25 protein-coding genes and 2 pseudogenes are annotated in these 24,679 nt (G+C 70.4%); 13 read left to right on the top strand and 14 right to left on the bottom strand.

Going from position 1 to position 24,679, the window contains the following annotated elements:
* Window position 1: 1 nt before the first annotated feature.
* Complete coding sequence (locus AB0J64_RS19620) at window positions 2-490, bottom strand: cupin domain-containing protein (protein ID WP_364028554.1); 489 nt, start codon at window positions 488-490, stop codon at window positions 2-4.
* Between the two features lie 219 nt (window positions 491-709).
* Between AB0J64_RS19620 and AB0J64_RS19615 the strand changes: the two genes are divergently transcribed.
* Window positions 710-1,198 (top strand): carboxymuconolactone decarboxylase family protein, encoded by a 489-nt coding sequence (locus tag AB0J64_RS19615; RefSeq protein ID WP_364028552.1) that lies wholly within the window; start codon window positions 710-712, stop codon window positions 1,196-1,198.
* Window positions 1,199-1,361: 163 nt separating this feature from the next.
* Here the strand turns inward: AB0J64_RS19615 and AB0J64_RS19610 are convergent, their stop codons facing one another.
* Window positions 1,362-3,095, bottom strand: a complete 1,734-nt coding sequence (locus AB0J64_RS19610) for a right-handed parallel beta-helix repeat-containing protein (protein ID WP_364028550.1) — start codon at window positions 3,093-3,095, stop codon at window positions 1,362-1,364.
* 70 nt (window positions 3,096-3,165) lie between these two features.
* Between AB0J64_RS19610 and AB0J64_RS19605 the strand changes: the two genes are divergently transcribed.
* Window positions 3,166-4,029 carry a TetR/AcrR family transcriptional regulator gene (locus AB0J64_RS19605; protein ID WP_364028548.1) on the top strand — a complete coding sequence of 288 codons (864 nt, stop codon included), beginning with the start codon at window positions 3,166-3,168 and terminating at the stop codon, window positions 4,027-4,029.
* A 49-nt stretch (window positions 4,030-4,078) separates the two neighbouring features.
* Here the strand turns inward: AB0J64_RS19605 and AB0J64_RS19600 are convergent, their stop codons facing one another.
* A complete protein-coding gene (locus tag AB0J64_RS19600) occupies window positions 4,079-4,456 on the bottom strand; it encodes an RHS repeat-associated core domain-containing protein (protein WP_364028546.1) in 378 nt (125 codons plus the stop codon).
* Window positions 4,457-4,684: 228 nt separating this feature from the next.
* Between AB0J64_RS19600 and AB0J64_RS19595 the strand changes: the two genes are divergently transcribed.
* The 4 genes and pseudogenes from AB0J64_RS19595 (at window position 4,685) to AB0J64_RS19580 (ending at window position 6,485) form a co-directional block, all read left to right on the top strand.
* Window positions 4,685-4,975, top strand: coding sequence for a hypothetical protein (locus tag AB0J64_RS19595; protein WP_364028544.1), 291 nt, complete (start codon window positions 4,685-4,687; stop codon window positions 4,973-4,975).
* A gap of 43 nt (window positions 4,976-5,018) precedes the next feature.
* Window positions 5,019-5,525, top strand: coding sequence for a PadR family transcriptional regulator (locus tag AB0J64_RS19590; RefSeq protein ID WP_364028542.1), 507 nt, complete (start codon window positions 5,019-5,021; stop codon window positions 5,523-5,525).
* A pseudogene (locus AB0J64_RS19585) lies at window positions 5,518-5,691 on the top strand (ATP-binding cassette domain-containing protein); the annotation flags it as partial. The gene AB0J64_RS19590 and the pseudogene AB0J64_RS19585, both read left to right, overlap by 8 nt.
* 260 nt (window positions 5,692-5,951) lie before the next feature.
* Window positions 5,952-6,485 carry a TetR family transcriptional regulator gene (locus AB0J64_RS19580; RefSeq protein ID WP_364028540.1) on the top strand — a complete coding sequence of 178 codons (534 nt, stop codon included), beginning with the start codon at window positions 5,952-5,954 and terminating at the stop codon, window positions 6,483-6,485.
* Between the two features lie 109 nt (window positions 6,486-6,594).
* Here the strand turns inward: AB0J64_RS19580 and AB0J64_RS19575 are convergent, their stop codons facing one another.
* Window positions 6,595-7,206, bottom strand: coding sequence for a TetR family transcriptional regulator (locus tag AB0J64_RS19575; protein ID WP_364028538.1), 612 nt, complete (start codon window positions 7,204-7,206; stop codon window positions 6,595-6,597).
* An 89-nt stretch (window positions 7,207-7,295) separates the two neighbouring features.
* Here AB0J64_RS19575 and AB0J64_RS19570 point away from each other — a divergent pair, with 89 nt between their 5' ends.
* Window positions 7,296-8,177: an SDR family oxidoreductase gene (locus AB0J64_RS19570; RefSeq protein ID WP_364028536.1), complete on the top strand. Its 882-nt coding sequence runs from the start codon at window positions 7,296-7,298 to the stop codon at window positions 8,175-8,177.
* 14 nt (window positions 8,178-8,191) lie between these two features.
* On the opposite strand, the gene AB0J64_RS19565 is transcribed toward AB0J64_RS19570, so the two are convergent.
* The 3 genes from AB0J64_RS19565 to AB0J64_RS19555 form a co-directional block, all read right to left on the bottom strand.
* Window positions 8,192-9,637: an FAD-dependent monooxygenase gene (locus AB0J64_RS19565; protein WP_364028534.1), complete on the bottom strand. Its 1,446-nt coding sequence runs from the start codon at window positions 9,635-9,637 to the stop codon at window positions 8,192-8,194.
* Window positions 9,638-10,376: 739 nt separating this feature from the next.
* Window positions 10,377-10,556 (bottom strand): hypothetical protein, encoded by a 180-nt coding sequence (locus AB0J64_RS19560; protein ID WP_364028532.1) that lies wholly within the window; start codon window positions 10,554-10,556, stop codon window positions 10,377-10,379.
* A 63-nt stretch (window positions 10,557-10,619) separates the two neighbouring features.
* Window positions 10,620-13,352, bottom strand: a complete 2,733-nt coding sequence (locus AB0J64_RS19555) for an AAA family ATPase (protein ID WP_364028530.1) — start codon at window positions 13,350-13,352, stop codon at window positions 10,620-10,622.
* A 296-nt stretch (window positions 13,353-13,648) separates the two neighbouring features.
* Here AB0J64_RS19555 and AB0J64_RS19550 point away from each other — a divergent pair, with 296 nt between their 5' ends.
* Window positions 13,649-14,554, top strand: a complete 906-nt coding sequence (locus tag AB0J64_RS19550) for an aminoglycoside phosphotransferase family protein (protein WP_364028528.1) — start codon at window positions 13,649-13,651, stop codon at window positions 14,552-14,554.
* A 14-nt stretch (window positions 14,555-14,568) separates the two neighbouring features.
* Window positions 14,569-14,968 (top strand): annotated as a pseudogene (locus AB0J64_RS19545) (SAM-dependent methyltransferase); the annotation flags it as partial.
* A gap of 11 nt (window positions 14,969-14,979) precedes the next feature.
* Here the strand turns inward: AB0J64_RS19545 and AB0J64_RS19540 are convergent.
* Window positions 14,980-15,900, bottom strand: coding sequence for a VOC family protein (locus tag AB0J64_RS19540; RefSeq protein ID WP_364028526.1), 921 nt, complete (start codon window positions 15,898-15,900; stop codon window positions 14,980-14,982).
* A gap of 250 nt (window positions 15,901-16,150) precedes the next feature.
* Here AB0J64_RS19540 and AB0J64_RS19535 point away from each other — a divergent pair, with 250 nt between their 5' ends.
* Window positions 16,151-16,498, top strand: a complete 348-nt coding sequence (locus AB0J64_RS19535; protein ID WP_364028524.1) for a DoxX family protein — start codon at window positions 16,151-16,153, stop codon at window positions 16,496-16,498.
* A 163-nt stretch (window positions 16,499-16,661) separates the two neighbouring features.
* Window positions 16,662-16,967, top strand: a complete 306-nt coding sequence (locus AB0J64_RS19530; RefSeq protein WP_364028522.1) for an RICIN domain-containing protein — start codon at window positions 16,662-16,664, stop codon at window positions 16,965-16,967.
* Here the strand turns inward: AB0J64_RS19530 and AB0J64_RS19525 are convergent.
* From AB0J64_RS19525 to AB0J64_RS19510, 4 genes are read right to left on the bottom strand one after another with little or no spacing between them, the layout of a single operon-like run.
* Complete coding sequence (locus AB0J64_RS19525; protein ID WP_364028520.1) at window positions 16,936-18,633, bottom strand: hypothetical protein; 1,698 nt, start codon at window positions 18,631-18,633, stop codon at window positions 16,936-16,938. The genes AB0J64_RS19530 and AB0J64_RS19525 overlap by 32 nt on opposite strands.
* Window positions 18,634-18,658: 25 nt before the next feature.
* The gene (locus AB0J64_RS19520) at window positions 18,659-19,465 is read right to left on the bottom strand and encodes a carbohydrate ABC transporter permease (RefSeq protein WP_357612252.1); all 807 of its coding nucleotides are present in this window, start codon (window positions 19,463-19,465) and stop codon (window positions 18,659-18,661) included.
* Window positions 19,462-20,412 (bottom strand): sugar ABC transporter permease, encoded by a 951-nt coding sequence (locus AB0J64_RS19515; RefSeq protein WP_364028518.1) that lies wholly within the window; start codon window positions 20,410-20,412, stop codon window positions 19,462-19,464. The genes AB0J64_RS19520 and AB0J64_RS19515 overlap by 4 nt, the downstream gene beginning before the upstream one ends.
* Before the next feature lie 5 nt (window positions 20,413-20,417).
* Complete coding sequence (locus AB0J64_RS19510) at window positions 20,418-21,707, bottom strand: extracellular solute-binding protein (RefSeq protein WP_364028516.1); 1,290 nt, start codon at window positions 21,705-21,707, stop codon at window positions 20,418-20,420.
* Window positions 21,708-21,937: 230 nt separating this feature from the next.
* Between AB0J64_RS19510 and AB0J64_RS19505 the strand changes: the two genes are divergently transcribed.
* Window positions 21,938-22,954 (top strand): LacI family DNA-binding transcriptional regulator, encoded by a 1,017-nt coding sequence (locus tag AB0J64_RS19505; protein WP_364028514.1) that lies wholly within the window; start codon window positions 21,938-21,940, stop codon window positions 22,952-22,954.
* 206 nt (window positions 22,955-23,160) lie between these two features.
* Here AB0J64_RS19505 and AB0J64_RS19500 read toward each other — a convergent pair whose 3' ends face one another.
* Window positions 23,161-23,835, bottom strand: a complete 675-nt coding sequence (locus AB0J64_RS19500; RefSeq protein WP_364028512.1) for a helix-turn-helix domain-containing protein — start codon at window positions 23,833-23,835, stop codon at window positions 23,161-23,163.
* Window positions 23,836-23,854: 19 nt separating this feature from the next.
* Window positions 23,855-24,001, bottom strand: a complete 147-nt coding sequence (locus AB0J64_RS19495) for a hypothetical protein (RefSeq protein WP_364028510.1) — start codon at window positions 23,999-24,001, stop codon at window positions 23,855-23,857.
* A 198-nt stretch (window positions 24,002-24,199) separates the two neighbouring features.
* Between AB0J64_RS19495 and lepB the strand changes: the two genes are divergently transcribed.
* Window positions 24,200-24,679 (top strand): signal peptidase I, encoded by a 480-nt coding sequence (lepB, locus tag AB0J64_RS19490; RefSeq protein ID WP_364028508.1) that lies wholly within the window; start codon window positions 24,200-24,202, stop codon window positions 24,677-24,679.

Genomic DNA, 24,679 nt, shown 5'->3' with positions numbered 1-24,679 from the left:
CTCAGACCATGTACTGGTCGTGGCGGTGATAGAGGTCGGCCCACTCCTCCTCGCCGAGTTGCCGGCCGCTCGCCACGATCTCGGCCAGCTCCTCGAAGTAGGCCTCGCGAGGAGCACCGGGGGCGAACAGCACCAGCATCGTGGCCGGTCCGTCCGTGTTGCGGAACGCGTGGATCCCACCTGGGGGGACGTGGAGGAAGTCGCCCGGGGAGCCGGTGCTCCAGTCCTCGCCGTTGTACAGGCTGACCGTCCCGCTCAGGACGAAGAACGACTCGGAGAAGGTCCTGTGGAAGTGAGCTCCGGAGCCTGACGGCTCGGTGCCCATCTCCCACCGGTAGAGCCCGTAATGGCCACCCGTACTCGTGCCGGTGGCCAGGTAGTGCACGTTCGTGCGCCCGCCGATCGACAGGTCCGGCGCGGTGTCCACGGTCCGGAGCACGCCGCTGATCTCGCCCTTGTCTCCCAGGTAGAGAGCGTCTGGATAGGACATCCTTCTCCTCTTCGTCGAGCCCCGGGCCGAGCCCGACCCGCCCTCGACCGTAACAGGGACAAGACGCCGGTTCCGACCGCTTTGTGACACCTCCCGAGCGGTGGCGCACGTCACATCCCCGCGCTGTCACAGGGAGCGGGTCGCCGGCATCTCCATGTTCGGCCGGACGCCGCGCGAACGATCCGCGCGGCACGCAACCTTATGAATGAGGACGAAGTCATGGAACCCCGTATGAACCTGTACACCAACCAGCTCGGCGCCAAGCTCAGCAAGCGGTTCTACAACGTCAGCCTGGCGATCGAGCAGTCGACGCTGCCCAGGGCCACCCAGAACCTGGTGATGCTGCGCGTCAGCCAGATCAACGGCTGCGGCTTCTGCGTCGACTACCACTCCAAGGACGCCGCCGCCGCCGGGGAAACCGCGGTCCGGCTCAACCTGGTCGCCGCCTGGCGTGAGTCCACCGTGTTCACCGAGGCCGAGCGGGCCGCGCTGGCGCTCGCCGAGGAGGGCACCCGGCTCGCCGACGCCCACCACGGCGTGTCCGACGAGACCTGGGCCCAGGCGCGCAAGCACTACGACGAGGACCAGACCGTCGCTCTGGTCTACCTGGTCGCCATGATCAACGCGGCCAATCGGCTCGGCGTGATCGTGCGCACCCTGGGGGGCTCCTACGAGCCGGGCATGCTCGCCGCCAGCATGTCGAGCTGACCGACAGGCCGGGCCCGGCCCCGGATCACCCGATCGGGGGGCGGGCCCGGACGTGGCTCCGCCTCTGATGGCAGTTACCCGAGCCATGACCTCGGCACGCTCGGCCGGACGCCGGCCGTCCGCAGGGCCGCCGCGAGAACGGCGCCGCGAAGCGCCGCGGCCGCTACCCGGCAGTTGCCCGGCGGCGGCCGGCCTGGGCCCGTACCGCGTCCGCGGCCGCCAGATCGCTTTCACCGGTGAGCACGGTGTTGCCTTCGTACGTGACGCCGGCGGGCGGTGCGTCGGCGCCGATCGGAGCGGCGTCCCAGAAGTTGCCCCGGTAGACGACGTTGTCCAGCGGCGGCGACACGTGCAGGATGGCCGTGCTGTCGGCGCGGACCACCACGTTCTCCTCGACCGTGACCCATGCCGCGCCGTAGTCGGTGTACAGCCCGAAGTTGTACGGCGTGCGCGTGTCCTCGATGACGTTGCCCCGGACGACCGCGCCCGAGTCGTGGGACTCGCCCTGCGTGCCGGACAGGTAGACGCCTCCGCCGTCGGCCAGCACCTGCATCGTGTCCGTCGTGCGATTGTGCAGGATCCGGGTGCCCCGGCCGGGGCCGGCGACGATGCCGCAGTGCGGCACGTCGGCGACGTGGTTGTGCGCGACGGTGCACCCGGTCGTGCCGGTCAGCGAGATGCCGGGTGAGCCGGAGAACTCCAGGCCGACGTGGTGGATCCCGTTGTCCTCCACGGAGGTGGAACCGCTGCCGTCGACCACGAGGGCGCCGGCCGAGAGCGTGTCGAAGTCGCATCCGCGTACCGTGATGTCCGCGCCGCCGTACACACCGAGGCCGGTGGCGCCCAGCCGGGTGAAGCGGCAGCCCTCGACCCGCACGCCGGAGGCGTCCGTCAGTGTCACGCAGGCGGGGATCGTGGCGGACTCCCCCGGCACGGTGACCGAGCCGACGCCCTCGCCGAGCGAGACCGTGTGGATCGGGCCGCCGACGTAGAAACCGCTCCCGTGGTAGTGCAGGAACCCCTCGGGACTGCTCGGCCGGAGCCAGGTGGCGTCGGCGAACGTCAGCCCCTTGAACGTCACACCGCTCACGCCGGCGGCGCGGAGCAGCGTCTCCAGCACGGGTGCGACCACCCGCGTGCTCTCCGGGTGCTCGCCGGGGCGGGGCAGGTAGCGCAGGACGTGGTGACCCGGCCGTGAGCGGTCCAGGACGAACGTGCCCGGTTCGGTGAGGAAGGCGGCGTCGTTCTCGATCCGGGTCGGCAGGCCGGGCCCCCGCGAGGTCTGCCCTTGCCAGATGGAGTTGTACAGCTCGAGGGCGCGGCCGAAGGCGGGCTGCGCCATGGTGATCACGGTGCCCTCTCCCCCGTCCGCTACCGTGGCGACGCCGCAGCGGGCCTCCGTCCACGGGTAGACGCCCCGATGCACGAACTCCACATCGCCCGGGCTCCGCCAGGCCAGCGGCGCCGTGCTGTCGGTGGTGTAGCCGGTCTCGGTCATGGTGACCTGGCCGGGAAGGCCGTCGATGCCCGCCCGATCGGCCCGGCGGCCGTCCACGTACAGCTGACGGGTGTCCAGGTCACCCACCTCGGCCAGCCACACGCCGTCCAGTTCCTGCCAGCCGGTGATGAGGCGGCCGCCGCTGACGACGACCTCTTCCCGCCCGGTGGTGCCGTATCCGTGGGCCTGGTAGACGACGTGGTGACCGTCGCGGCCCGAGTCGGCCTCGGTGAGCTCCAAGGGTTCGGCGAGCAGGTGCGTCCCGGCCCTGAGCTGGACGACGATCTCGCCGGTGAGGGCGCGGGCCGCGTCGCGGGCACGGCTGAGGGTGGCGAACGGGCGCGTGAGCGTGCCCGGCGCGGAGTCGTCACCGTGGGGGTCGACGAACAGTTCGATCATGGGGGGGTACCGCCTCCAAATGATGTTTATGGCGTACACAGGGTGTATATCATAAACAGAGGAGGAGAGCATGACGCGAGACAGAGCGGGAGATCCCGACCATGTGGTGGAGCTGCTGTGGCGCGAAGGCGGCGCGGAGCCGCGGCCGGGGCTGAGTCTCGACCGGATCGTGCGCACGGGTGTCGAGCTGGCCGACGCCGAGGGCCTGGCAGGGCTGTCGATGCGGAAGGTGGCCGAACGGCTGGGCTTCACCACCATGTCGCTCTACCGGCACGTGCCCGGCCGCGAGCAGCTCATCGACCTCATGTGTGACGAGGTGGCCGGTGAGACGGCGGCGGGCGGGTCCACGGCGGCGCGCGACGGGTGGCGGGCGCGGCTGGAGGCGTGCGCCCGTGCGGGCTGGGAGCTGCGCCGCCGTCATCCGTGGCTGGCGGAGGTGCGGGGCGGCCGGCACGTGCCCGGCCCCAACACCATCGCCCGCTACGAGCAGATGCTGAGCACGGTGGCCGACACCGGCCTGACCCCCGCCGAGGTGATCGCCGTGGTCGGCCTCGTCGGCAGGTTCGTCGACTCCGAGGCGCTGCTGCTGGTGGAGGCGGCCGAGACCGAGCGCCGCAGCGGCGTCAGCGAGGAGGAGTGGTGGGGAGGCCGCGACACGCTGTTCGAGCGGCTGTACGGCTACCCCACGCTCACCCGGCTGTGGGAGCAGGGCGGCTTCGACCGGCCGGAGGATCCCTTCGAGTTCGGCCTCGCGCGGCTGCTGGACGGCATCGAGCTGCTGATCCAACAGCGTTACGAATCTCGTGACGAAACTGGGGGTTGTGTCGTGTGCGGCGCGCCCGTTGACCAGCCCGCGTCCGGACGCCCCAGGGCGTACTGCTCGGCCTCCTGTCGTCAGCGGGCCTACCGCAAGCGCACTGCAGGCCAGGATTGACCAGGCCGGCACGTGCGGGCCGAGGCGCGGCCCGCACGTGCCGGAAACCTCATTTGCCGGTGAGGGCGTTCACGCCGAACGCCAGTGACGTGCCCGCGCCGATCGCGCAACCTCCGATGGCCCCGCCGATGAGCACGGCACCGGTGCTGACCCCGCCGAGCGCGGCCAACCCGACAGCCCAAGGGCTGATCGTCTCGAGCCCCAGCATGGCGCCTTCCACGCAGGCGGCCCCCGCCTGGGCATAGTCGGAGAGCGAGAGCGCGCCGGTCGGGTCGATCCGGTTGACCGGGTCACAGGCGGCGTAGGCGTAGCGGTTGCCGGTCTGGGTGTCGCCCAGGAAGCTCAGTGAGTCCTGCTGGGCGAAGCGGCCGGTGGCCGTGTTGTACCAGCGCTGCCCCAGCTTGACGGACGAGATGTCGGGAGCCATGTTGAGTCCTCTGGAACCAGAGCTCGCCGGGCTGCGGACACGCGATCGACATCGGCATCCAGGCGCGGCGCGTGGGCTTCGGGCGAGCCCCACCACGGCCTACAATTACGCGCCCGCGACGAGAACTCGCCGCGAACCTGGCGCAGGTTCTACTCCAGCGAACGCGACGAAAAGGGCGCCCAGCCCCGCCTCGACATCGTCTACAACGCCGTCCCCGCGGCCCCGTCCATGCTCGGCCAGACCACCACGGCCACCTCGCTCGCCCTGCGCGCCACCGTGGCCGACGCGGACGGAGAATGGCTCGACGCCGACTTCGAACTCTCACCGGATCCCGCCCACGACACGGGAACCGTGGTCTGGCGGGGCAGCGCGTCCACCCGGACCGGCCAACCGGGCACGGTCACCGTGGACAGGGCAGTGCTGCGACCGGACGTCTCGTACCGCTGGCGGGTCAGGGGAAACGACGGCAGCGACACAGGCCCGTGGTCGGCTTACCGATACGTCCGCCTTTCCGGCTGACCGCGCTGCGTCCCCACTATTCATTCAATGTATAGTCGTGATCATGTCGACCGGTCATGTGCTGCTCGGCCTCCTCGCCGAGCGCCCGAAACACGGCTACGAACTCAAGAAGGAGCACGATGACCGCCTGGCCGGCGCGAAGCCGCTGGCCTATGGGCAGGTCTACGCCACGCTCCAGCGACTCGAACGTGACGGCTTCGCCGAAGTGGCGGAGACGCAGCAGGAGGGCGGTCCCGAACGAACGATGTACGCGATCACCGGCAGCGGCCGGGCGGAGCTGGACCGGTGGCTGAACACCGTGGAGCCACCGGCCCCGTACGTCGCCAGCTCGCTTTTCACCCGCGTCGCCGTCGCGGGAAGGGCCGCCGACGCCTACCTCGTACGGCAGCGAGAAGCGCATCTGACCCGGATGCGGGAGCTGACCGCCGCGAAAGCAGGCGGCGCGCCCGCCCGGGTGCTGGCTGCCGACTACGCGCTTCAGCACCTCGACGCCGACCTGCGCTGGATCGAGACCGCACTGTCACGGCTGAAGGAGGAGAACGATGCTTGAGGCCAGAGGCTTGGTCAAGTCGTACGGCAGGACCAGAGCACTGACAGGTGTCTCCCTCGACGTCGCGGAGGGCGAGATCGTCGCGATCACCGGGCCGAGCGGGTCGGGCAAGTCGACGCTGCTGCACTGCCTGGCCGGGATCATCCGCCCGGAGTCCGGCGAGGTCGGCCACCATCCGGGTGGTCACGCTGCCCCATCCCACCTCGCCGATGAGCGGGACCGCCGCCTCCAGCAGCCGCTGCCGGGTGGCCTGACCCCGTTCCGCTGACACCATGGGCACTTCCTTGGGCAAGTGTTTTGGGCAACCATTTTGGGCACTTGACCAAATAGTACGTCCTGCGGGATGCGGGATTGCTCCCCCGACGACGGCCAGACAAAAGGCATGCGTATGGCACCCGGCTGCCGCGACCGTAGAGGAAAATCCCCATGCGAAAAGCCACGAGCGTGCGCCAAGTGGCCGCCGAGGCGGGGGTGGACCCGGCTCTGGTCCGGCGCTTCTTCGGTGGCAAGGAGCAGTTGTTCAGCGCGGTCGTGACCGAGGCGTTCCAGCCGGAGCGTGCCGTTGTCATGCTGTTGGACGGTCCCCGTGGCAAGCTGGGCGAGCGGTTGGCCGCGTACGTCCTGCAGCTGCTGGGCGAGGTGGAGCGGCCGGGCCCGCTGCTTGGGCTGATGCGCTCGGCTGCCACCAGCGAGCACGCCGCGGCCTTGATCCGGAGCTTTCTGGCCGACGACATGCTCGGCAAGGTCACCCAGAAGCTCGGTGTGGATCATCCCGAGCTGCGCGCCGCGTTGGCCGCCGGTCAGCTCGTCGGGTTGGCGATCACCCGCTACGCCGTCCGGGTGGAAGCGCTGGTCGCCGCAGAGCCCGGCGAGCTGACCGACTGGGTCTCCCCCGTGCTCCAGCGTTATCTCACCGGCCGGGCCCCCACTCAGGCGCGTACGCCGACGTCCTCGCGCTGATCAGATGACAGACGCGGCTGTCAGGCCGGCGCCGCATCAGGATCGTCCGCCCGGCGAACCCGTCCACGCGACACGGGTTGATCCGCGGGTGACCGGCCCCGTGGCAGGCTCAGAGACGGTCGAGGTCGCCGGTGAGGTGCCGCTGCACCATGGGGGCCAGGATGGCGATCAGGTCCTCGCGTTCGAGTGACGCGAGCGGCTCCACGCGCAGGACGTACCTGGCCGTGGCGACGCCCAGCAGATGCGCGCCGGTGAGGTTGGCCCGGAGTCCGGCGCGGTCGGCGCCGATGGCGCGGGCCAGAGGGAGCATCACCTCGTCGGCCATGAACGCGGCCACCATCGCCGACGCGCTGGGCGAGGCCGACGCCCCGCGCACCACCGCCAGCAGTCGTGCTCCCGTCACGGGGGCCTCCCAGAGCTCCAGGTAGCGGCGCAGCAGCCGTTCCCCGAGATCGTCGACGGCCCCCTCGCGCACCAGCGACGCCAGGTCGCGGGTGGGGGGGTCGGCCCGCAACGCGGCGTCGAAGAGCCCGTCCTTGCTGCCGAAGAACTGCAGGACGAGCGCGGGATCGACGCCGGCGGCCGAGGCGACTCCCCGGATGGTGGTCGCCAGGTAGCCGTGCTCGGCGAAGCTCTGCTGGGCCGCGCCCAGGATCGACTCGCGCGTCCCCGACACTCCCGGTCGGCGTCCGCCTGCTCTTTTCTGGCGCGTCTCAGTCACCCGGACAGGGTAACTCACCCGTGTTGAGTTTGGGTTGGACGTCATCTATGTTGAACTCACCATCGTTGAGTTATCTCACGGAAGGTACGATGATGCCACGTAACGTAGTGATCACAGGAACATCGTCGGGCATCGGCAGGGCCTCGGCCCTGGCGCTGGCCGAGCGGGGCTTTACCGTTTTCGCCGGGGTTCGCAAGGAAGCCGACGGCGAGGCGTTGCGCGCCGCGTCCGCGGGCGAGATCGTCCCCCTGCACATCGACGTCACCGACGAGACGTCGATCGCCGCAGCCGTTGCTCAGGTGGAACGGGCCACCGGCGCGTCCGGCCTGAACGGGCTCGTCAACAACGCGGGGACGGGCTCGCCGTGGCCCATGGAGCTGATCCCCCTGGAAGAGTTCCGGTACCACCTCGAGGTCAATCTGATCGGCCAGCTCGCCGTCACCCAGGCGTTCCTGCCGCTGGTCAAGCGGGCCAGAGGGCGGATCGTCAACGTCGGCTCCGAAGGCGGTCGCGTCACGCTGCCGTTCCTGGGGCCCATCACGAGTGCCAAACACGGGCTGGTCTCGGTGACCGACGCGCTGCGGATGGAGCTGCGGCCCTGGGGCGTACAGGTGAGCATCGTGGAACCGGGCGCCACGCGGAGCAACGCCCCTGCCAAGCTGGTGGAGAACGGGCGCCGCGCGGTCGCCGAGCTGTTCTCCCCGCAGGACCGTGCCGATTACGGCGCGACGTTCATGCACGTCATCGAGAAGATCGCCGCCGGCCACCAGCGCACCGGCAGCCCGCCCGAGGTGATCGCCGGCGCCGTGGTCCGGGCGATGACCGCCACGCGGCCGCGGACGCGTTATCCCGTTGGCGGCCACGCCAAGCTGCTCACCCGGCTGCGACGCGTCCTGCCGGACCGCGCGATGGACGCACTGGTCATGAAGATGCTCAACCTGGCCGAAGTCTCCACCACTGTGGGGGTGTGACCCGCTTGTTCTCGTCAGGAGGCGGGGCCACACCACTCTGTCAGCACCCGGGCCAGGTCGCCGTGGTCCGCCTGGTCGCCGGCCCAGGCGAGGTAGCCGTCGGGGCGGACGAGCATGCTCTGCGTGTCCACCTTGTCGGGGACGACGTGGAGGACTCGGTCGTCCCAGCCCTCCGGCGGTTTGACCCGAGTGCTGAGCACGAACCGGCCGCCGCGCAGCGCCTCGTACAACCGGCTCGGCTCCTTGCCCTCGAGCGCCAAGTCAGGCACCCGCATTCCCACCCATCTGTGCGCGTTGTCCGGTGCGGCGTAGCGGACGGCGATGCCGGAGAGCATGTTGAGTGCCACCGCCCGGCGCAGGGGCTTCACCTGCATGGCCACGCCGCTGACCTGGTTGCGCAGGGTACGCAGGACGGGCGAGCGCAGCAGCGCCAGCCGGGTGAGGAGTCCGCTGGTGCGCAGGACCGTCCTGCCCACCGGATGCCGCTCGCTTTCGTAGGTGTCCAGCAGGCCGGGCCTGGCCCAGCCGCGCACGGCCGCCACCAGTTTCCAGCTCAGGTTGGCCGCGTCCTGCAGGCCGGTGTTCATACCCTGGCCGCCGGCGGGCGCGTGCACGTGGGCGGCGTCCCCGACGATGAAGACGCGGCCCATCCGGTAGTTGGCGGCCTGCCGCTCCTCGCTGTGGAAACGGGACATCCAGCGCGGATCGTGCATGCCGAAGTCGGTGCCGTAACACTTCCGGGTGAGCCACTTGAGCTCTTCGAAGTCGACCGGCACGTCGTCGGGCAGATCGCCGTTGCCGTGGTTGCGCCCGATGATGCGATACCAGCCGCCACCGAACGGGGCGATGAAGACGAAGCCCTCGCGGACGCCGTTGACCGACAGCAGTCTTTCCGGCCGCTCCGCCAGCTTGACGTCCGCGAGCATCACTGACTGGGCCACGGCGCGCCCGGGGAAGTCGATGCGGGCGGCCTCGCGCACGGCGCTGTGCCGTCCGTCCGCGCCCACCACGTACGACGCGCGCAGGGTCCGGGCATCCCCGTCAAGCGCGCGGACGTGCACGTTCACCCCGCCGCCGTCCTGCTCCAGGCCTGTGACCTCGTGCCCGGACAGCAGTTCGGCGCCGTTGTCGAGGGCTCGTTTCAGCAGTAACCGCTCGATCTCGTACTGCGGGGTGATGAGCATGTACGGGTGCCGGCCAGGAAGCTCAGTCATGCCGATCGTGACGTGGTCCCAAATCAGCAGGCCGGGAACCGTGGTGCCGGTGGCCAGGGCCTGGTCGGCCAGGCCGCGCATGTCCAGCATCTCCAGCGTGCGCGCGTGCACGGCGAAGGCCCGCGACAACGGGGACTCTCCCGTGCGCCGCTCGATCACCCTCACCCGGACCCCGGCGCCGGCCAGGTCACCCGCGAGCAGCAGCCCGGTGGGCCCGGCTCCGACGATGATGACGTCCGCGTTCATGATGCGTCCTCCTTGACGGAAACCGTCTTGAGAAAATGGGTCAGCCGGAAGTCACACACGACGACACCGCCATATCGATCACGCCCAAGCCGGCTCATTCAATGTGCGCCTCTTCAGGAATGTGCCCCATTTTCAATATGGCCGGTCCCGCCTGGAATCTGTCACATGACCGGTCCGAGGCGCGGTTCCCCCAGGCCACGCGCCGACGCCGGCAATCTGAATCGGCCAGGCACACCGCCGGTCGGCTGACAGATTCGCCACCTCGGATCAGGCGCCTAGGGTTATCGCTCTGTGATCGAGCAGAGCCCGGAGCGAAAGGAATGAATCGTGCTTGCTCGCAGCACGATCGAAACTTGGCAAGGAAAACCGGCCACGCGCTGCCGCCACGCCTTCTGTGGCTGCCGCAGTGCAGGTCACCATTAAGGAGTTCGCATCCATGAAACTTGCCTCCCAGGACGCCGTTACCGGCCTGGACGCCGACTTCGGCGCGATGGCGATCAAGCGGGGACGATACGCGTGGGGCCTGCCAGAGCTGACGATGCGCGAAAAGGCGTTCGTATTCGTGGCGGCGGACCTGTGCTGCCACAACCTGCGGTTCCCGCTGCAGACGCACGTCACGATGGCCCTGTCGAACGGCGTGCGCCTGGACGACATTCGCAAGGCCGTACGCCACCTGGCCCCCTTCGTCGGATATCCGACGGCGGCCGAGACTCTGATGCGCCTGATCGAGATCGAGAGATCAGCAGGTCAGAACCTCGACCAGTCGTTCCACGTGCATGTCGCCGTGGCGCTGGACAACGGCGCAGGTGAGGAGAAGGTCCGCGCCGTCCTGCGCCTGGTCTCCGAGTTCGGGGCCGGCCAAGGCCTGGCGGGCGTTCGCCGCGCTGAGCGACGTCCTGGCCACCAGGAGGTGAGCCATTCACCGACATCGCCGCCGCCACGACCGCCCGGCTCCTCCCCGCACACCGCCATAGGTCGAGGGTCACTCCAGTTCCAGCCTGGCCAGCTCGCCCCGCGAGGCCACGCCCAGTTTCGGGTACGCCTTGTACAGGTGGTATCCGATGGTCCGCGGGCTGAGGAAGAGCTGGGCGGCGATCTCCCGGTTGCTCAGGCCGGCGGCGGCCAGCCGGACGATCTGCAGTTCCTGAGACGTGAGCCGGTCCACCAGCCCAGGAGTCCGGATTTCGCCGGTTTGTCGCTCACCGGCGGCGCGCAGCTCGCCGCGGGCCCGCTCGGCCCAGGGCCGCGAGCCGAGCCGTTCGAAGATCTCCGTGGCGGAGCGGAGCCGCCGGCGAGCGTCCGCGCGACGGCGCATGCGGCGTAACCACTCGCCGTAGAGCAGTTCGGTACGTGCCCGCTCGAACGGTCGGCCGCCACGCAGGTGCAGCGCCACGGCCTGTTCGTAGTGGCGCTCGGTCTCCTGGTCGGAGGAGGCCAGCAGCGCCTGGCAGCGCAGCGCCACCGCCTCGGCCCACGGCTGGGCGGTCTGCGCGGCCCACACGCGCACCCGCTCGGCCGCCGCCCGCGCGAAGTCATCCCTGCCGACGCGTACCGCGGCCTCCACCAGGTCCGGGATGCGGTGCATGACCATCACGGCACGCGCGGCGGGGCCGAACGCGCCGAACTCCTCCGCCCTGCGCAGCGCCGCCTCCGGCCGTCCCAGGCTCAGATCGAGCAGGTTCAGCGCGACGCAGCGCAGACCGCCGGTGGCGGCGTCCTGCGCGCCGGCGATCTCCCCGGCCAGGGCTAGGCACTGTTCCTCGTCGCCGTCCAGCGCGGCCAGATAGATCATGATGCCGATCAACAGCTCCGCGTAGTGCCGCTGGCCGGTGTCACGGGCGATTCGCAGGCCCTCGTTGGCGCTGGCCAGCGCCTCCCGGTGCAGGCCCAGGAACATCTGCGACCGCGCCAACAGGGTCAGGGCGAGCGCCAGCAGCCCGATCGCGCCCCTGGCCCGGCACTCGCGCGCGATGGCCGCCGCCCGCTCATAAGCGGCCACGTCGTCGCCGATGACCACGTCCCAGATGGCGAACTGGGCGCGTTCCTGCAGCTCCAGCGGCCGGGTGCTGTCGCGCAGCCCCTCGATCAGATCACGCAGCCACGACAGCCCCGTCGGTGGCTGCTCCGCCGCCAGGTGGCCCATCCCTGCCAGCGCTCTGGCCAGCGGTTCGCCGGAAGGGCGCAGCCGGGACACGCGTTCCGCCGTGCGCGCCATGGCCGCGTAGTCGCTGCCCATCCACGCCGGCGTCAACGCCTCGAAGTACAGGACAATGGCAGCGTCGTCCGCCTGCCCGAGCGCGTTGTCGGCCGCGCGGGCCAACCAGGTGTGGGCGGTCCTGACGTGTCCGTCCGCCATCGCGATCATGGCGCGGGTACGGGCCAGGTGCGACTGCGCCACCGGGTCGGCGACGTCCAGCGCGGCCTCATCGGCGAGCCTGGTGGCCTGCGCGTACTGCCCGGCGTCCACAGCCGCCGCGGCGGCCGCGGCCAGGCGGCGGCCGCGTTCCTTCGGCTCCGGGCTGAGCCTGGCCGCGCGCTCGTATGCGGCGGCGACCGCCGCATACCCTCCCCTGGCCCTGGCATGCTCGGCGCTGAGCTCCAGAGCGGCCGCCGTGTGCTCGTCGAGTCCGGTCGCGGCGGCGGCCAGGTGCCAGGCCCACCGGTCCACGTCTCCCGAGCGTCCCTCAAGGACGCCGGCCAGCGCACGGTGGGCCGCGAAGCGTCGGGACGTGGAGGCGTGCCGGTACGCGGCGGCGCGGATGAGCGGATGGCGGAAGACGAACCGCCCGTCGCGCACGCGGATGAGCCCGGCCGCCTCAGCGGGATCGGCGTCGGTCACGTCCACTCCGAACTCCCGCGCGGCACCCAGTACGACCTCGAGGGCGCCGGTGTCGTCGGCGGCCGCGACCAGCAGCAGGGTACGCGCCCGCGCGGGCAGCCGGGCGATGCGCTCGCCGAACATCCGTGAGACCCGACTGGGCACGAAGGCCGGCTCGGCCCCGACGGCGTGCATCGGCAGCTCGCCCGTGGCCTGCGCCGGGGCCAGCATCGTGGGCAGCTCGAGCAGCGCCAACGGGTTGCCCTGAGCCTCCTTCAGCAGGTGATCACGCGCTGCCGGCGCCAGCTCGCCGACCTGCTGAAGCAGCAGCTCCGCGGAGGCCGCGTCCAGCCCCGTCAGACGCAGCTCCGGCACGCCGGCCGCAGGAAAGACCTGCGGGTCGTCGCGAGCGGCGAAGATGATCGCGACACCCTCGGCCTCGAGGCGGCGGGCCACGAACAGCAGCGCCTCGGCCGAGGCGTGGTCGAGCCACTGCGCATCGTCCACCAGGCATAGCACGGGACACCGCTCGGCCAGGTCCGCCAGCAGTGTGAGCACCGCGAGCCCGACGAGGAAGCGGTCCCCGCCGGGCGACCGGTCCATGCCCAGTGCCGCGCGCAGCGCCTGCGCCTGCGCCTGGGGCAGCCGCCCGATGCCGTCCAGCGCCCCGCGCAGCAGCAGATGCAGTCCGGCGAACGGCAGCTCCATCTCCAGCTCGAATCCCGCGCCGCGCAGCACCCGCACGTCGCCGTCCGCCCATGCCCCGGCGTGATCGAGCAGCGCTGACTTGCCGATGCCCGCCTCACCGCGCAGCACCAGCGCCCCGCTCCTGCCCGCGCGCACGCCCTCGATCAATCGCTCGACGGCCGCCCGCTCGTCGGCCCGCCCGATGAGCATGACCAACCCCCTCTGCCCACAGCCACACAGGTACGGACTTGTCAGGACATGCTAGGGACCACCGACACGACGGCGAATCTGTCGCATGACTGGCATGGCCGCGTGCGACACGTTTCCCCGCGCATCAAGCACTCCCAGAAAGGCCTGCGCGACAGGTAATCATCGCTGGCGGTGCTGCCGCTCTTCCCTGGCCTGTGTAACACCGTCCGCCTGGAGGAGTCCGACGCCCGATATCCTGTCCGGGCGATCATGAACAGAGCCAGATGCCGATATCACCAACGGCGGGGACGTCATACATGGATAGTGTCGAGATCGACGAGGGCTTGGTGCGCTCCTTGCTGCAGGAGCAGCATCCGGACCTTGCGGGGCTGACCATCCGAGAGGTGGCGGGCGGTTGGGGCAACCAAATGTGGCGCCTAGGGGACGAGTTGGCCGTGCGCATGCAGCGCATGGACCCCACCCCGGAGCTCCAGCTCAAGGAGCGGCGGTGGCTACCCGTGCTGGCCCCACGCCTGCCGCTCCCGGTCCCGGTCCCTGTGCGGTTCGGCGAACCGTCCGAGCGCTTCCCCAAGCACTGGACCGTGATGACGTGGGTTCCCGGCGAGCCGCTGGACCACGGCACGATCAGCCGCGGCGACCACGCGGCCGACACTTTGGCGGGCTTCCTGAGGGCGCTCCATGTGGAGGCGCCCGCCGAGCTACCGGCCGCTTCGGACCGCGGCGCTCATCCCAAAGAGTGCACGGGCGGCTTCGAACACTTCTTGCAGGCCGTTGACCCTGGCTACATCGCCGCCGACGTCGGGGCCGTCCGGGCAGTCTGGGACGATGCCGTTGCGGCCCCCGAGTGGGAGGGCCCGCGGGTATGGCTGCACGGTGACCTCCATCCCGCGAATGTCGTCGTCTCGGACGGGACGCTCTCGGGCGTGATCGATTTCGGTTGCATGTTCGCCGGCGATCCGGCGTGGGACCTCGCGGCCGCGTGGGTGCTGCTCCCCGCGCGCGCGGCCGCACGGTTCTTCGACGTGTACGCGCATGCGGACGAGGCGACGATCCGGCGCGCCCGCGGGTTGGCTGCGATGAAAAGCCTGTTCCTCCTGCTTATGGGCCAGAACGGAGATCGGGGCCTTCCTGGCGGCAAGCCGACATGGGGCCCCGCGGGCCGGGCGGCGCTCGATCGTGTTCTGACATCCAGCTTGGGCTGACCTCCCGGGGTGCCCGCCTGGCCGAGCTTGCGGGTGACGGAGCCGCGCTCGAGTTCGCCATCGGAACCGGCCGCGTGGCCGTGCCACTCGCCGCGCGAGGCGTGCCCGTCACCGGCATCGAGGCGAGCAGGTCGCGTGCTTCCGCAACGCGGCCCGCCACCTCATGCCCGGCGGCCGGTTCGTGATCGAGCTCTGGGTGCCTGAGCTGCGCGAGCTTCCGCCGGGTCAGCAGGCCACGGTCTACCATGGCGAGCCCGGCTACATCGGCCTGCGCACCTACGACCTTCTGCGCCAGCACGTTGTGTCGCACCATTTCAGGTTCGACGGAGCATGCATGCCGACTGGGCCGGCGCCGAGTTCACCGCCGAGTCGCGTTCCCACGTGTCCGTCTACCGCATACCGGCGGACCGCTAGCGGGGTTCCGGTCAGGTGCTGTGCGCCCCGGTCATGAGCGCGGCCAGGTCTTCGGGGTGCAGGAAGGACGGGGGCGGCGGCGGGCCCCAGCTGAACAGGCCGCGGGCGCCTTCGAGGGTTTCCGGGGTCCAGAGCTGGTCGTCGATGATGCAGTCCATGTCGGAGTAGTACTCGCTGAAGTTGCCCGCGGGGTCTTTGAGATACCAGAAGAAGTTGGACCCCGCGTGGTGCCGGCCCAGCCCCCACACGTGGCGTTCGGGGTGGTCCTCCAGCATGCGCGTCGCGCCGCGGCCGATGTCGTCGATGTCGTCGACCTGCCATGAGGTGTGGTGCAGGAAGGTGATGGGAGCCTTGAGGACCAGGACGTTGTGGTGGTCGGTCGAGCAGCGCAGGAACGCCCCGGCGTCCTTGATGTAGTCGCTGGCCTTGTAGCCGAGCCCGTCGCGGAAGAACGCCGTGGTGACGGTGAGGTCGGTGGTCGCCAGCACGGCGTGGCCGAGCTTGCGCGGCCGTACGCGGTCGGTGCGCAGGATCCCGGGCGCGCGGGTGCCGATGCGGTCGTCACGACCAGGGCCGTTGTACGGGCCGGCCACCCGGGCGTCCTGGGCGAGCCGGTCCTCGATCTGGACGACGGCGCGAACCCCGGTGGCCAGGTCGTGAGCCACCAGCTGGGCGGGGCGGAGCTGAGCGGGGAATCGCAGGGCGCGCAGCCGGGAGGCGGCGGCCGCCAGGTCGTCGTGGTCGTCGGCACCGATCCGCACCTCGACCAGGCGCCGCGTCGGGGCCGTGACCACGCGGAGCTGGTCGCCGCCGTCGGTGGTGGCCAGCCATCCGTCCGCGCCGGGCCGCAGGCCGAACTCGGTGTAGTAGGCGATGGTCTCTGCGGGGTGGGGCACCCCGATGGTGATCGAGCTGAGCCGGTGCAGCGCCATCACGCGCCTCCTTCGACAAGGTCTGGCGAAGATCGCCGATGCCCTGAACGTACGACACGAGCTCGCCACCGGGGAACCGGTAACCGCTGCGGAGCGCGCAGCGGCCGGACAGGCGCGCGCCCGCGAAGGGCTGAACCGCATTGCGAACGCATAGGGATCGTATTAACGGCGCGCCCCAAACTCGAAGACATGAGGGACACGCGAGTGTTCCACACCGACTCCCCCTCCACGAACGACAGGAGAGACTCCCATGTCCACCACGCAGATCATCGTCACCGTCCTCACCGCCGCCTGGGTCGGCTTCTCCGGCTTCTCCCTGCTGCGTAGGGCCGATTTCGTGGCCAAGCCGCTGGTCGAGTACGGGGTGCCGCAGTCGCTGTGGCCGTGGCTGGGCGCGGCCAAGGCCGCCGGAGCGGTCGGCCTGCTGGTCGGTCTGGCGGTTCCCGCGATCGGCGTCGCCGCCGCGATCGGCCTGATCCTGTACTTCGCCGGCGCGGTCGTCACGGTGCTGCGGGCCCGCTCGTACAAGACCGTCGTCTTCCCTCTGCTGTACCTGGCGCCCGTGGTCGTCGCCCTGGCACTGGGCACGGCGGCATGACCCACCGATCACCACCCCGCTGCGACTGCGCGGCGCCAGCATCGGCCACACCGACCGGGGCGCGCAGGGGGCGGTGGCGATACATGGCCGGCCACCGCCCATTGACACGTCTCCAGCAAGAGATCCACGATCCGATCGAATCGATTCGCTCATCCCCCTTCCGGTGACGCTGGTCAACCAGCAGAGCGGGAAGTGCCTCGACGTGAGCGCTTCGTCCACGGCCGACGGCGCGCCGGTACGGCAGTGGACGTGCACCGGCGGAGCGCAGAACCAGCAGTTCACCCTGCGCAGGGTCACCTATGGGGGCAGCGATTCCCGGGACCACCAGCTCGTCGCCCGCCACAGCGGCGAGTGCGTGGACGTCAGCACCATCTCGACCGCGCCCGGGGCTCCTGTCCACCAGTGGACCTGCAAGCCGGTGGGCCAGGCCAGTCCGCTCAACCAGACGTGGCGGCTCTGGGGCCGGTGACCGCGCCGGCTGCGATCCGCCGCTCGTGGGCGGCGGCGAGGATGAGGTACGCGCTGGCCGTCCAGGTGTAGGCGCGATCGCGCAGTCCCTCCCCGGTGCGTGCGTCAAAGTTCTCGGCGAATCCCGACTTCTCGCACAATGCGCGGAAGCGGGCGCTGACCTCGTCGGCCAGATCCGGGTATCCGGCGCGGCGCAGCCCGTCCTCGATCAGGACGGTCGAGGGCGCCCAGATGGGGCCGCGCCAGTAGCCGTCGTCCAGGTAGTGCGGCGAGCCGGGCAGCTCGGTGGCGGGCCCGAACGCCGTCAGGTGCCGCTCGATCCGCGCGGCCAGCGCCGCGCGGATCGGTTGCGGCAGCTCCTCCCCCAGCACGATCGGCATGAGGTCGAGCAGGCTGGAGCTGGACCACGTACGCCCCGAGTGCACGCCGCGGGCGACGAACCGCTCGCCGTCCCACAGCTCGGCCAGGAGGGCGTCGCGCGTCCGGTCGGCCTGCTCGTTCCACCGGGCGGACGTGTCCGGGTCGGCGGCCAGGCGGGCCAGCTCGCGCATCTGCAGCACGAGGAAGGCGGCCAGGTCGGCGGTCTCGACCACCCGCTCGGGGTCGAAGGTGGTGGCGTTGTCCCAGCCGCTGTCGTTGCCGTGCTGGTAGTGCGGCAGCTCGCGGCCGGGGGCGCGGCGGGCGTCGAGCCAGAAGGCGGTCCAGCGTTCCAGCAGCTGGTAGGTGCCGGGCGCCGGAGGGAGGTGGCGCACGGCCCAGCCGTGGATGGGTGGCTTGACGAAGTTGTAGAGGATCTCGGAGTGGGTGACGGAGTCGGGCAGCGCGCCGGCGGCGTCCTGGTGGTCGAAGGGCAGCCGGAACTGGTCCCAGGCCAGGTCGGGCAGGCCCTCGGCGAGGGCGATGGCGTTGAAGCAGTGGTCCCAGCTCCACACCTTGTCCATCCAGTGCTTGGACATGAGCACGGCCGGCCGGGTGACGAACCCGGCGGGACGTACGGTGGCCGACCACAGCACGTACGCGGCCAGCTCGGCGGCGGGCGTGCGGTCGCTGCGCCAGGGCGCGACCGCCGCCGCGAACGCGTCGAACTCCGCCCGCGCGGCCTTGGCCACCTGCTCGAAGGTGTCCGTGCTCGTGTAGGGGGCGCGGGCGCTCTCGTACTCCTCGATCGCGATCTCCCATGCGCCGCCGAGGACGAGACCGCGTTCGGCGGTGCCGAGCGCCTGCGCGCCGAGGTGTTCGGCCTGCCCGCCGAGGAGGGTGACCCGGTAGCGGCGGCCGGTCTGGTAGACGGTGAAGACGTAGGAGCCGTCCGAGGGATCCTGGTAGAAGTACGGACCGCTGAAGGGCGTCAGCACGGGGTCGGCGGCCAGCAGGCGGAGCCCGAGGCCACTGCCTCTGACGCGTACGGTGTCGGGGTTCTCGTAGGCCAGGTCGATCCGGCCGTCCTCGCCGGCCCAGGTGAGCCGGTGCGGCGTCGCGGTGACGGCGGTCTCGGCGGTGGGGATCAGGCGCAGGATCGGATGCATGCCGGTCTGGTGGGAGACCAGATGGACGTCCTCGGCGTAGGTCTTCTCCGCCACCACGGGCGAGAAGCCGAACCAGGATCCGCGGTGGCTGAACGGGATTTCCCGCACGGAGAACACCGGGCCCGCAGCGGCGACGGTCATGAAGCGAAGGTCCCTTCTGCGAAGGTCAGTCTTTGACGGCGCCCGCGGTGACGCCTGCGGCGACGTAGCGCTGGGCGATGACGAGCAGGATGGCGGCCGGGACGGAGGCGATCACGGCGGTGGCCATGATGGCGTTCCACTCCTGGTTGTTGTTGCCGATGTAGTGGTAGATGCCGAGGGTGATCGGCTGGTGGTCGCCGCCCTGGTCGAGCGTGGAGGCGAAGATGAAGTCCGACCACGCCCACAGGAACGCGAACAGCGACACCGTGATGAGCGAGTTGCGGCTGACCGGCAGCACGATCGAGACGAACGTACGCACGACCCCGGCGCCGTCGGTGCGGGCGGCCTGCAGCAGCTCCTCGGGAATGCCGGACATGAACGTGGTCAGGATGAGCACCGCGAACGGCACGGCGAGGGTGGAGTCGGCCACGATCAGCCCGGGAACGGTGTTGAGCACGCCGGTGGACAGGAAGATGGCGTAGAAGCCCATCGCCATGATGATCCCGGGGATCATCTGCGCGATGAGCAGCACGAAGCTCAGCGCCCCGCCGCCGCGCGGGCGCAGCTTGGCCAGCGAGTACGCCGCCGGCGCCGCGAGCAGCAGGGTCAGCGCCACCGTGCCGACCCCGACGACCAGGCTCACCCCCAGGTACGGCAGCTGCTGGTCCAGCACCGCCCGGTAGCCGTCCAGAGTGCCGTCGACCGGGAACCAGTTCGGCGGGCTCTTGCGCATGTCCTGGTCACGGGTGAACGACACATTGATCATCCAGTAGACCGGGAACAGCATCACGGCGGTGAGCAGCAGCCCGACCGCGGTCTTGACGCGCCTCATAGGGGGGCCTGCCTTCGCTGCGCGCGGATGTAGACCAGCCCGAAGACGAGAGCCGTCACGATGAGCAGGTTGCCCACGGCGGCGCCGGGCCCGAAGGAGGGCACCAGGTTGCCGAACCCGAGCCGGTAGGACCAGGTCGCGAAGGTGGTCGAGGCGCCGCTCGGCCCGCCCTTGGTCATGATCCAGATGATGTCGAACACCTTCAGCGTGTAGACCAGGCCGAGCAGCAGCGTGATCGCCGACACCGGCCGCAGCAGCGGGAACGTCACCTTCCAGAACCGCTGCCAGCCGCCCGCCCCGTCCAGCGCCGCGGCCTCGTAGATGGCCGGCGGGATCGCCTGCAGCCCGGAGTAGAGCACCACGAGGTTGAACGGGATGCCGATCCAGATGTTGGCGATGACGACCGACCACAGCGACCAGTCCGGCGAGGTCAGCCAGTTGACCGGCCCCACACCGAGCCGGCTGAGCACGGCGTTGACCACGCCGGAGTCGCTGTTGAGCATCCACGACCACGTCGAGCCGGACACGATCAGCGGCAGCAGCCAGGGCACCAGGAACAGCCCCCTGAGCGTGGCCGACAGCCGGAAGTTCTTCAGGAAGAACAGCGCCAGCGCCAGCCCGATGACGAACTGGAAGGCCAGCGACACCAGCGTGAACACCACCGTGTGCCACAGCGCGGGCCCGAACGTCGCGTCCGCGAACACCTTGGCGTAGTTGGCGAACCCGGCGAACGGGGCGTCACCCTGCACGAACGAGCGCACCGTGTAGTTGCGCAGGCTCAGTTCGACGTTGCGATAGAGCGGATAGGCGTAGAACACCAGCAGATAGAGCACGACCGGGGCGAGGAACGCCCAGGCTGCCCACTGGCCTGACCGCGCGCGTGCCGCCCGACGACGCCGTGCCGTCGTCCGGGCGGTACGCACGGGTTCCTGTATGACTCGGCTCATGCTGCCTACTGGATCGCGCTCGCCGCCGCGGACTGAGCCGCCGCCATCGCCTCCTGCGGCGACTTGGACCCGCTCAGCGCCGCCTGCACCGCGCCCCACATCGGCTCGGAAATCTTCGGGTACTTGGTGCCCAGGTCGTCGCTGGTGCGGCCCTTGGCCGCCTTGACCGCGTCCACCCACACCTTCAGGTCGGGTGTGGCCGCCACCTGCTTGGCCTGCACCGCCTCCGTCGGGGCGATGTAGGACAGGGTGGTGGTCGTGGTCAGCGAGTTGTCGGTGCTGGTCAGGCAGGCCACGAGCTTCTGGGAGGTGGCGTAGCGGCCGGTGTCGGACTGCACGGGAACGCTGACGAACTCGCCGCCCGTCGGGGCGGGCGCGGTGCCGCCGGACTTGCCGGGGACCGGGATGATGCCGTACGCGAAACCGGCTTTCTTGGCGTTGGCGAGCTGCCAGGTGCCGTTCTCGGCGAAGGCGTAGTCGCCGCCGGCGAACTCCTGCCAGCTCGTCGTCTGGGTGTTGTTGATGACGGAGTTGGGGGCGTACCCCTTCTTCAGCCAGTCGGTCCACAGTGCCACGGCCGAGACGCCCTCGGGCGAGTCGAGCTTGGTGAGGTTCGCGCCGGAGCCCCAGAACCAGGGCAGGAACTGGAAGCTGCCCTCCTCGGTGCCGATCGCCGAGAAGGTGATGCCCTTCTTGCCGGCCGCCTTCACCTTCTCCAGCGCGGCTGTCAGCGAGGCCCAGTCCTTCACCGAGGCGATGTCCACCCCGGCCTTCTTCAGGACCTCCTTGTTGTAGTAGAGGGCGAGGGTGTTGGCGCCGATCGGGACGCCGTACGTCTTGCCGCCGCTCTGGCCGGCCGCCAGCAGGTTCGGCGCGATCGCGGAGACGTCGAGCTTGTTCTCCTCCGTGGTGGTGAGCACCCCGGCCTCCGCCAGGGTGGAGACCACCGGATTGTCCACGATCAGCACGTCCGGCGAGTTGCCCTGCTGGGCCGCCAGCAGCGCCTTGTTCGTCAGGTCGCTGGTGTCGTAACCGGTCCGCTCGACCTTCACCCCGGCGTCGGTGCCGCACTTCTCCAGCAGCTTCACCCACTCCGAGCTCTTGTCGTACTGCGGGTACGGGTCCCAGACCGTGTACGTCCCGCTCCCGGCGGCCTGGCTCGCGCTCGTCGAGCCGCCGCCGCTGCCGCCGTCGCCGCTGCCGGACGATGACGAGCAGGCGACCAGCCCGCCCACGGCGGCCAGAACCGCCAGACTCGCGCCGGCCGCACGCCGGCTCCTTGCCGCTGATCTCATTGGGCTGACCTCCGCTGACAGGCGTTACGCGGCTGTTTCCGAACGATGTCGAATCGGTTCGTCGAATCGGTTCGCCCGAACATAGGCCTGCTGTGCCGCCGAAGTCAATGCCGAGGGGTCGCGGAATTCGTCCGCCGGGCGGCATACCCTGGCCATGAATCGGGCGGAGTCCACGTCAGGAACCGATTCGACCTACGATGGTCGGCGACCGGCGGATCGGAGGAGCACGGGTGAACATCGGAGAGATCGCCAAGCGGGCGGGCGTGTCGCGCAGCACCGTCTCGTACGCGCTCACCGGCAAGCGCCCGGTGTCGGAGGCGACCAAGAGCCGCATCCAGGCGGTCATCGACGAGCTGGACTACCGGCCCAACGCCTCAGCCCGTGCGCTGAAGGAGGGCCGCACCCGCACGATCGGTCTGGTCATACCGCCGGCCGGCCGGCGCCTGACCGACATGCAGCTCGGCTTCGTGGCCAGCGTCGTCGACGCCGCCGCCCGCGCCGACCTCGACGTCCTGCTGTCGCCCTCGGGCGGCGAGCACGACCGTTCCTTCGAGCGCGTCGTCACCGGCCGGCGCGTGGACGGCGTCGTCCTCATGGAGATCCGGCTGGAGGACGACCGGGTCGCCCGGCTGCTGCAGAGCGGCCTGCCGTTCGTCGGCATCGGCCGTACCGGCCACCCGGAGGACATGTCGTGGGTGGACATCGACTACGAGACGCTCATCGCCAAGTGCGTCCACCACCTCGCCGATCTCGGCCACCGGCACCTGGCGCTGGTCAACCGCAACGCCGAACTGGTCGCCGCCGGCTACGGCCCCGGCCACCGCGCGCAGGCCGGGTTCGACCGCGCCATCGCCGAACGCGGCCTGCACGGCGTGCACGTCTGCTGCGCCGACGACGCCCAGGCCGGGCAGTCCTGCCTCGGGCAGCTTCTCGCCCAGCACCCGGAGCTGACCGCCATCGCCACCATCAACGAGGCCGCCGTCGCCGGCATGTACCGCGCGCTGGCCGAGGCGGGCCTGAGCGTGCCCCGCGACTTCTCCATCGCCGGTGTCGCCGCCCAGCACTGGGCCGAGAACCTGCACCCGCCGCTCACCGCCGCCGACGTCCCCGCCGACGAACTGGGCGCGAGCGCCGTCGAACTGCTCATCCAGCGCATCTCCGACCCGGAAACGCCGCACCGTCACCTCCTGGTCGCGCCGCCCATCTCACTCCGCAGCACGACGGGGCCCGCCCGGCCGCGCGCCTGACCCGCCCTACGCCCCCTTGACCGCCGCTCCGGAAGACGCCTATGGTCCGATCGAATCGATTCGCCGAATCGATTCGACCCATCCCCCGCACTCCCCGAACGGGAAAGGCCCATGGCTGAACCCTCGTCCCGGCGGGCACGCCTCGCTGGGCGGGTACGCCTCGCTGGGCGGGTACGATCACCCGTCCAGCCTCTCCAGCAGCGTGGTCATGAGCGAGGCGTCACGGGGGCCTGCCACAGTCCGACGATCGCGTCGATCAGGCTGGTGGCGAGGTCGTCCCAGCTCGGCTGGGGGGTGGGAGCGCCCTCGGCGAGGGCGCGTTCCCGCTCGACGCACATCTGCACGATCACATGACGCGCCATGGTCCCGCGTTCCTCACGCACGGGGGCCGGGAGGTGGGTCAGGCACCGGTTCATGCCGTCCACGAGCAGCCGCACCGAGGGCGAGGGCAGCGATTCCTCGACCGTGATCTGAAAGAGCGCCGGATCGGCCATCACCTGGGCGCGGAAGCGGGCGTACCAGGTGGGGCTGCCCTGGGCCTCCAGGTGCCGGGTGAACGGGCGCACCAGGCAGGCCACCCAGTCGCGCAGGTCCGTGGAGCCGGCGACGTCGGCGACCATCCACACGCGTAGCTGTTCCATCTCATCGGCGTGTTTGCGCGCGATCGCGCGCACCAGGTCGGCCTTCGTGCCGAAGTGGTAGCCCACCGCGGCGCTGTTGCCCTGACCCGCGGCCTCACTGATCTGGCGGTTGGAGACCGCATGCACACCGTGCTCGGCGAACAACCGCTCCGCGGTGGCCAGGATCACCTCCCGCGTCGCGCTCCCCCGGTCGGCCCGCGCTGCCCTGCCCGCCATCACCCTCTCCTCCGTATCGCCCATCACCGCATCGTAGGGAATCTCATCCTTCGAGGCGCGGGCCGGCATGGCCGGCCAGACATAGCCAGCGGCCCTCTTCCTTGACCCAGGTCTGGGTCATCGGCATCCGGCGTGCCGAACGGACGCCTTCGCCGGTGACGACGTCGTCGACCACCACGCAGCGCAGCACCGCGACCGGCGTAGCCGATCAGGATCTCCTGCGGCCAGGGCGTCCGCCCGCTCCAGAGCCGCATCGATGACCTCCTGTTCCTCATTCATGTGTGGAGTCTTGGCGTCGGCGTAGGGAATATCAAGGTTCATCATCGGGCGCCGTTCGACCAAGGAGCTTTTTGCTACGCTCTGTCCAGGTGACCCCGGAGGTCCGGCAATGGCGAGTGGTGTCCTGATCGGCTGCGGGATCGGCGCGCTGGTCATTGTGGCACTGATGTGGCTTGGCCATCTGCGGCGGACGTACGTTGTCGTCACGGTGTCCGGCCGGAGCATGGAGCCGACGCTGCGGGCAGGTGACCGGCTGCTGGTCCGCCGCGTCCCGATATCCGCCGTCAAGCGCGGCCACATCGTGGTGTTCGGCAACAGGACGGCCGGCAGGTGGATCGTCAAGCGGGTGCTCGCGGCACCCGGTGATCCCGTGCCGAAGGAGAACGGCCTCCACCTGCCCTGTTCCGCGGAGAGCGCGGTGCCCGGCGGCCAGCTCGTGGTCCTCGGCGACAACCCGGCCGAGTCGACCGACTCCCGCGACTACGGCTATCTGTCGGCGGAATGGCTGCAGGGCGTCATGGTCCGCCGCCTCGGCTCCGCCCCGGACACGGGCGATCGCGCCGGCGGCGATTCTCTGCCTGCGAAATAA

Origin of the sequence: Nonomuraea sp. NPDC049695, assembly GCF_040674955.1 — a bacterium.
In the GTDB taxonomy this organism is placed as follows: Bacteria; Actinomycetota; Actinomycetes; order Streptosporangiales; family Streptosporangiaceae; genus Nonomuraea; species Nonomuraea helvata.
This window is presented reverse-complemented; position numbering and strand designations above follow the sequence as displayed.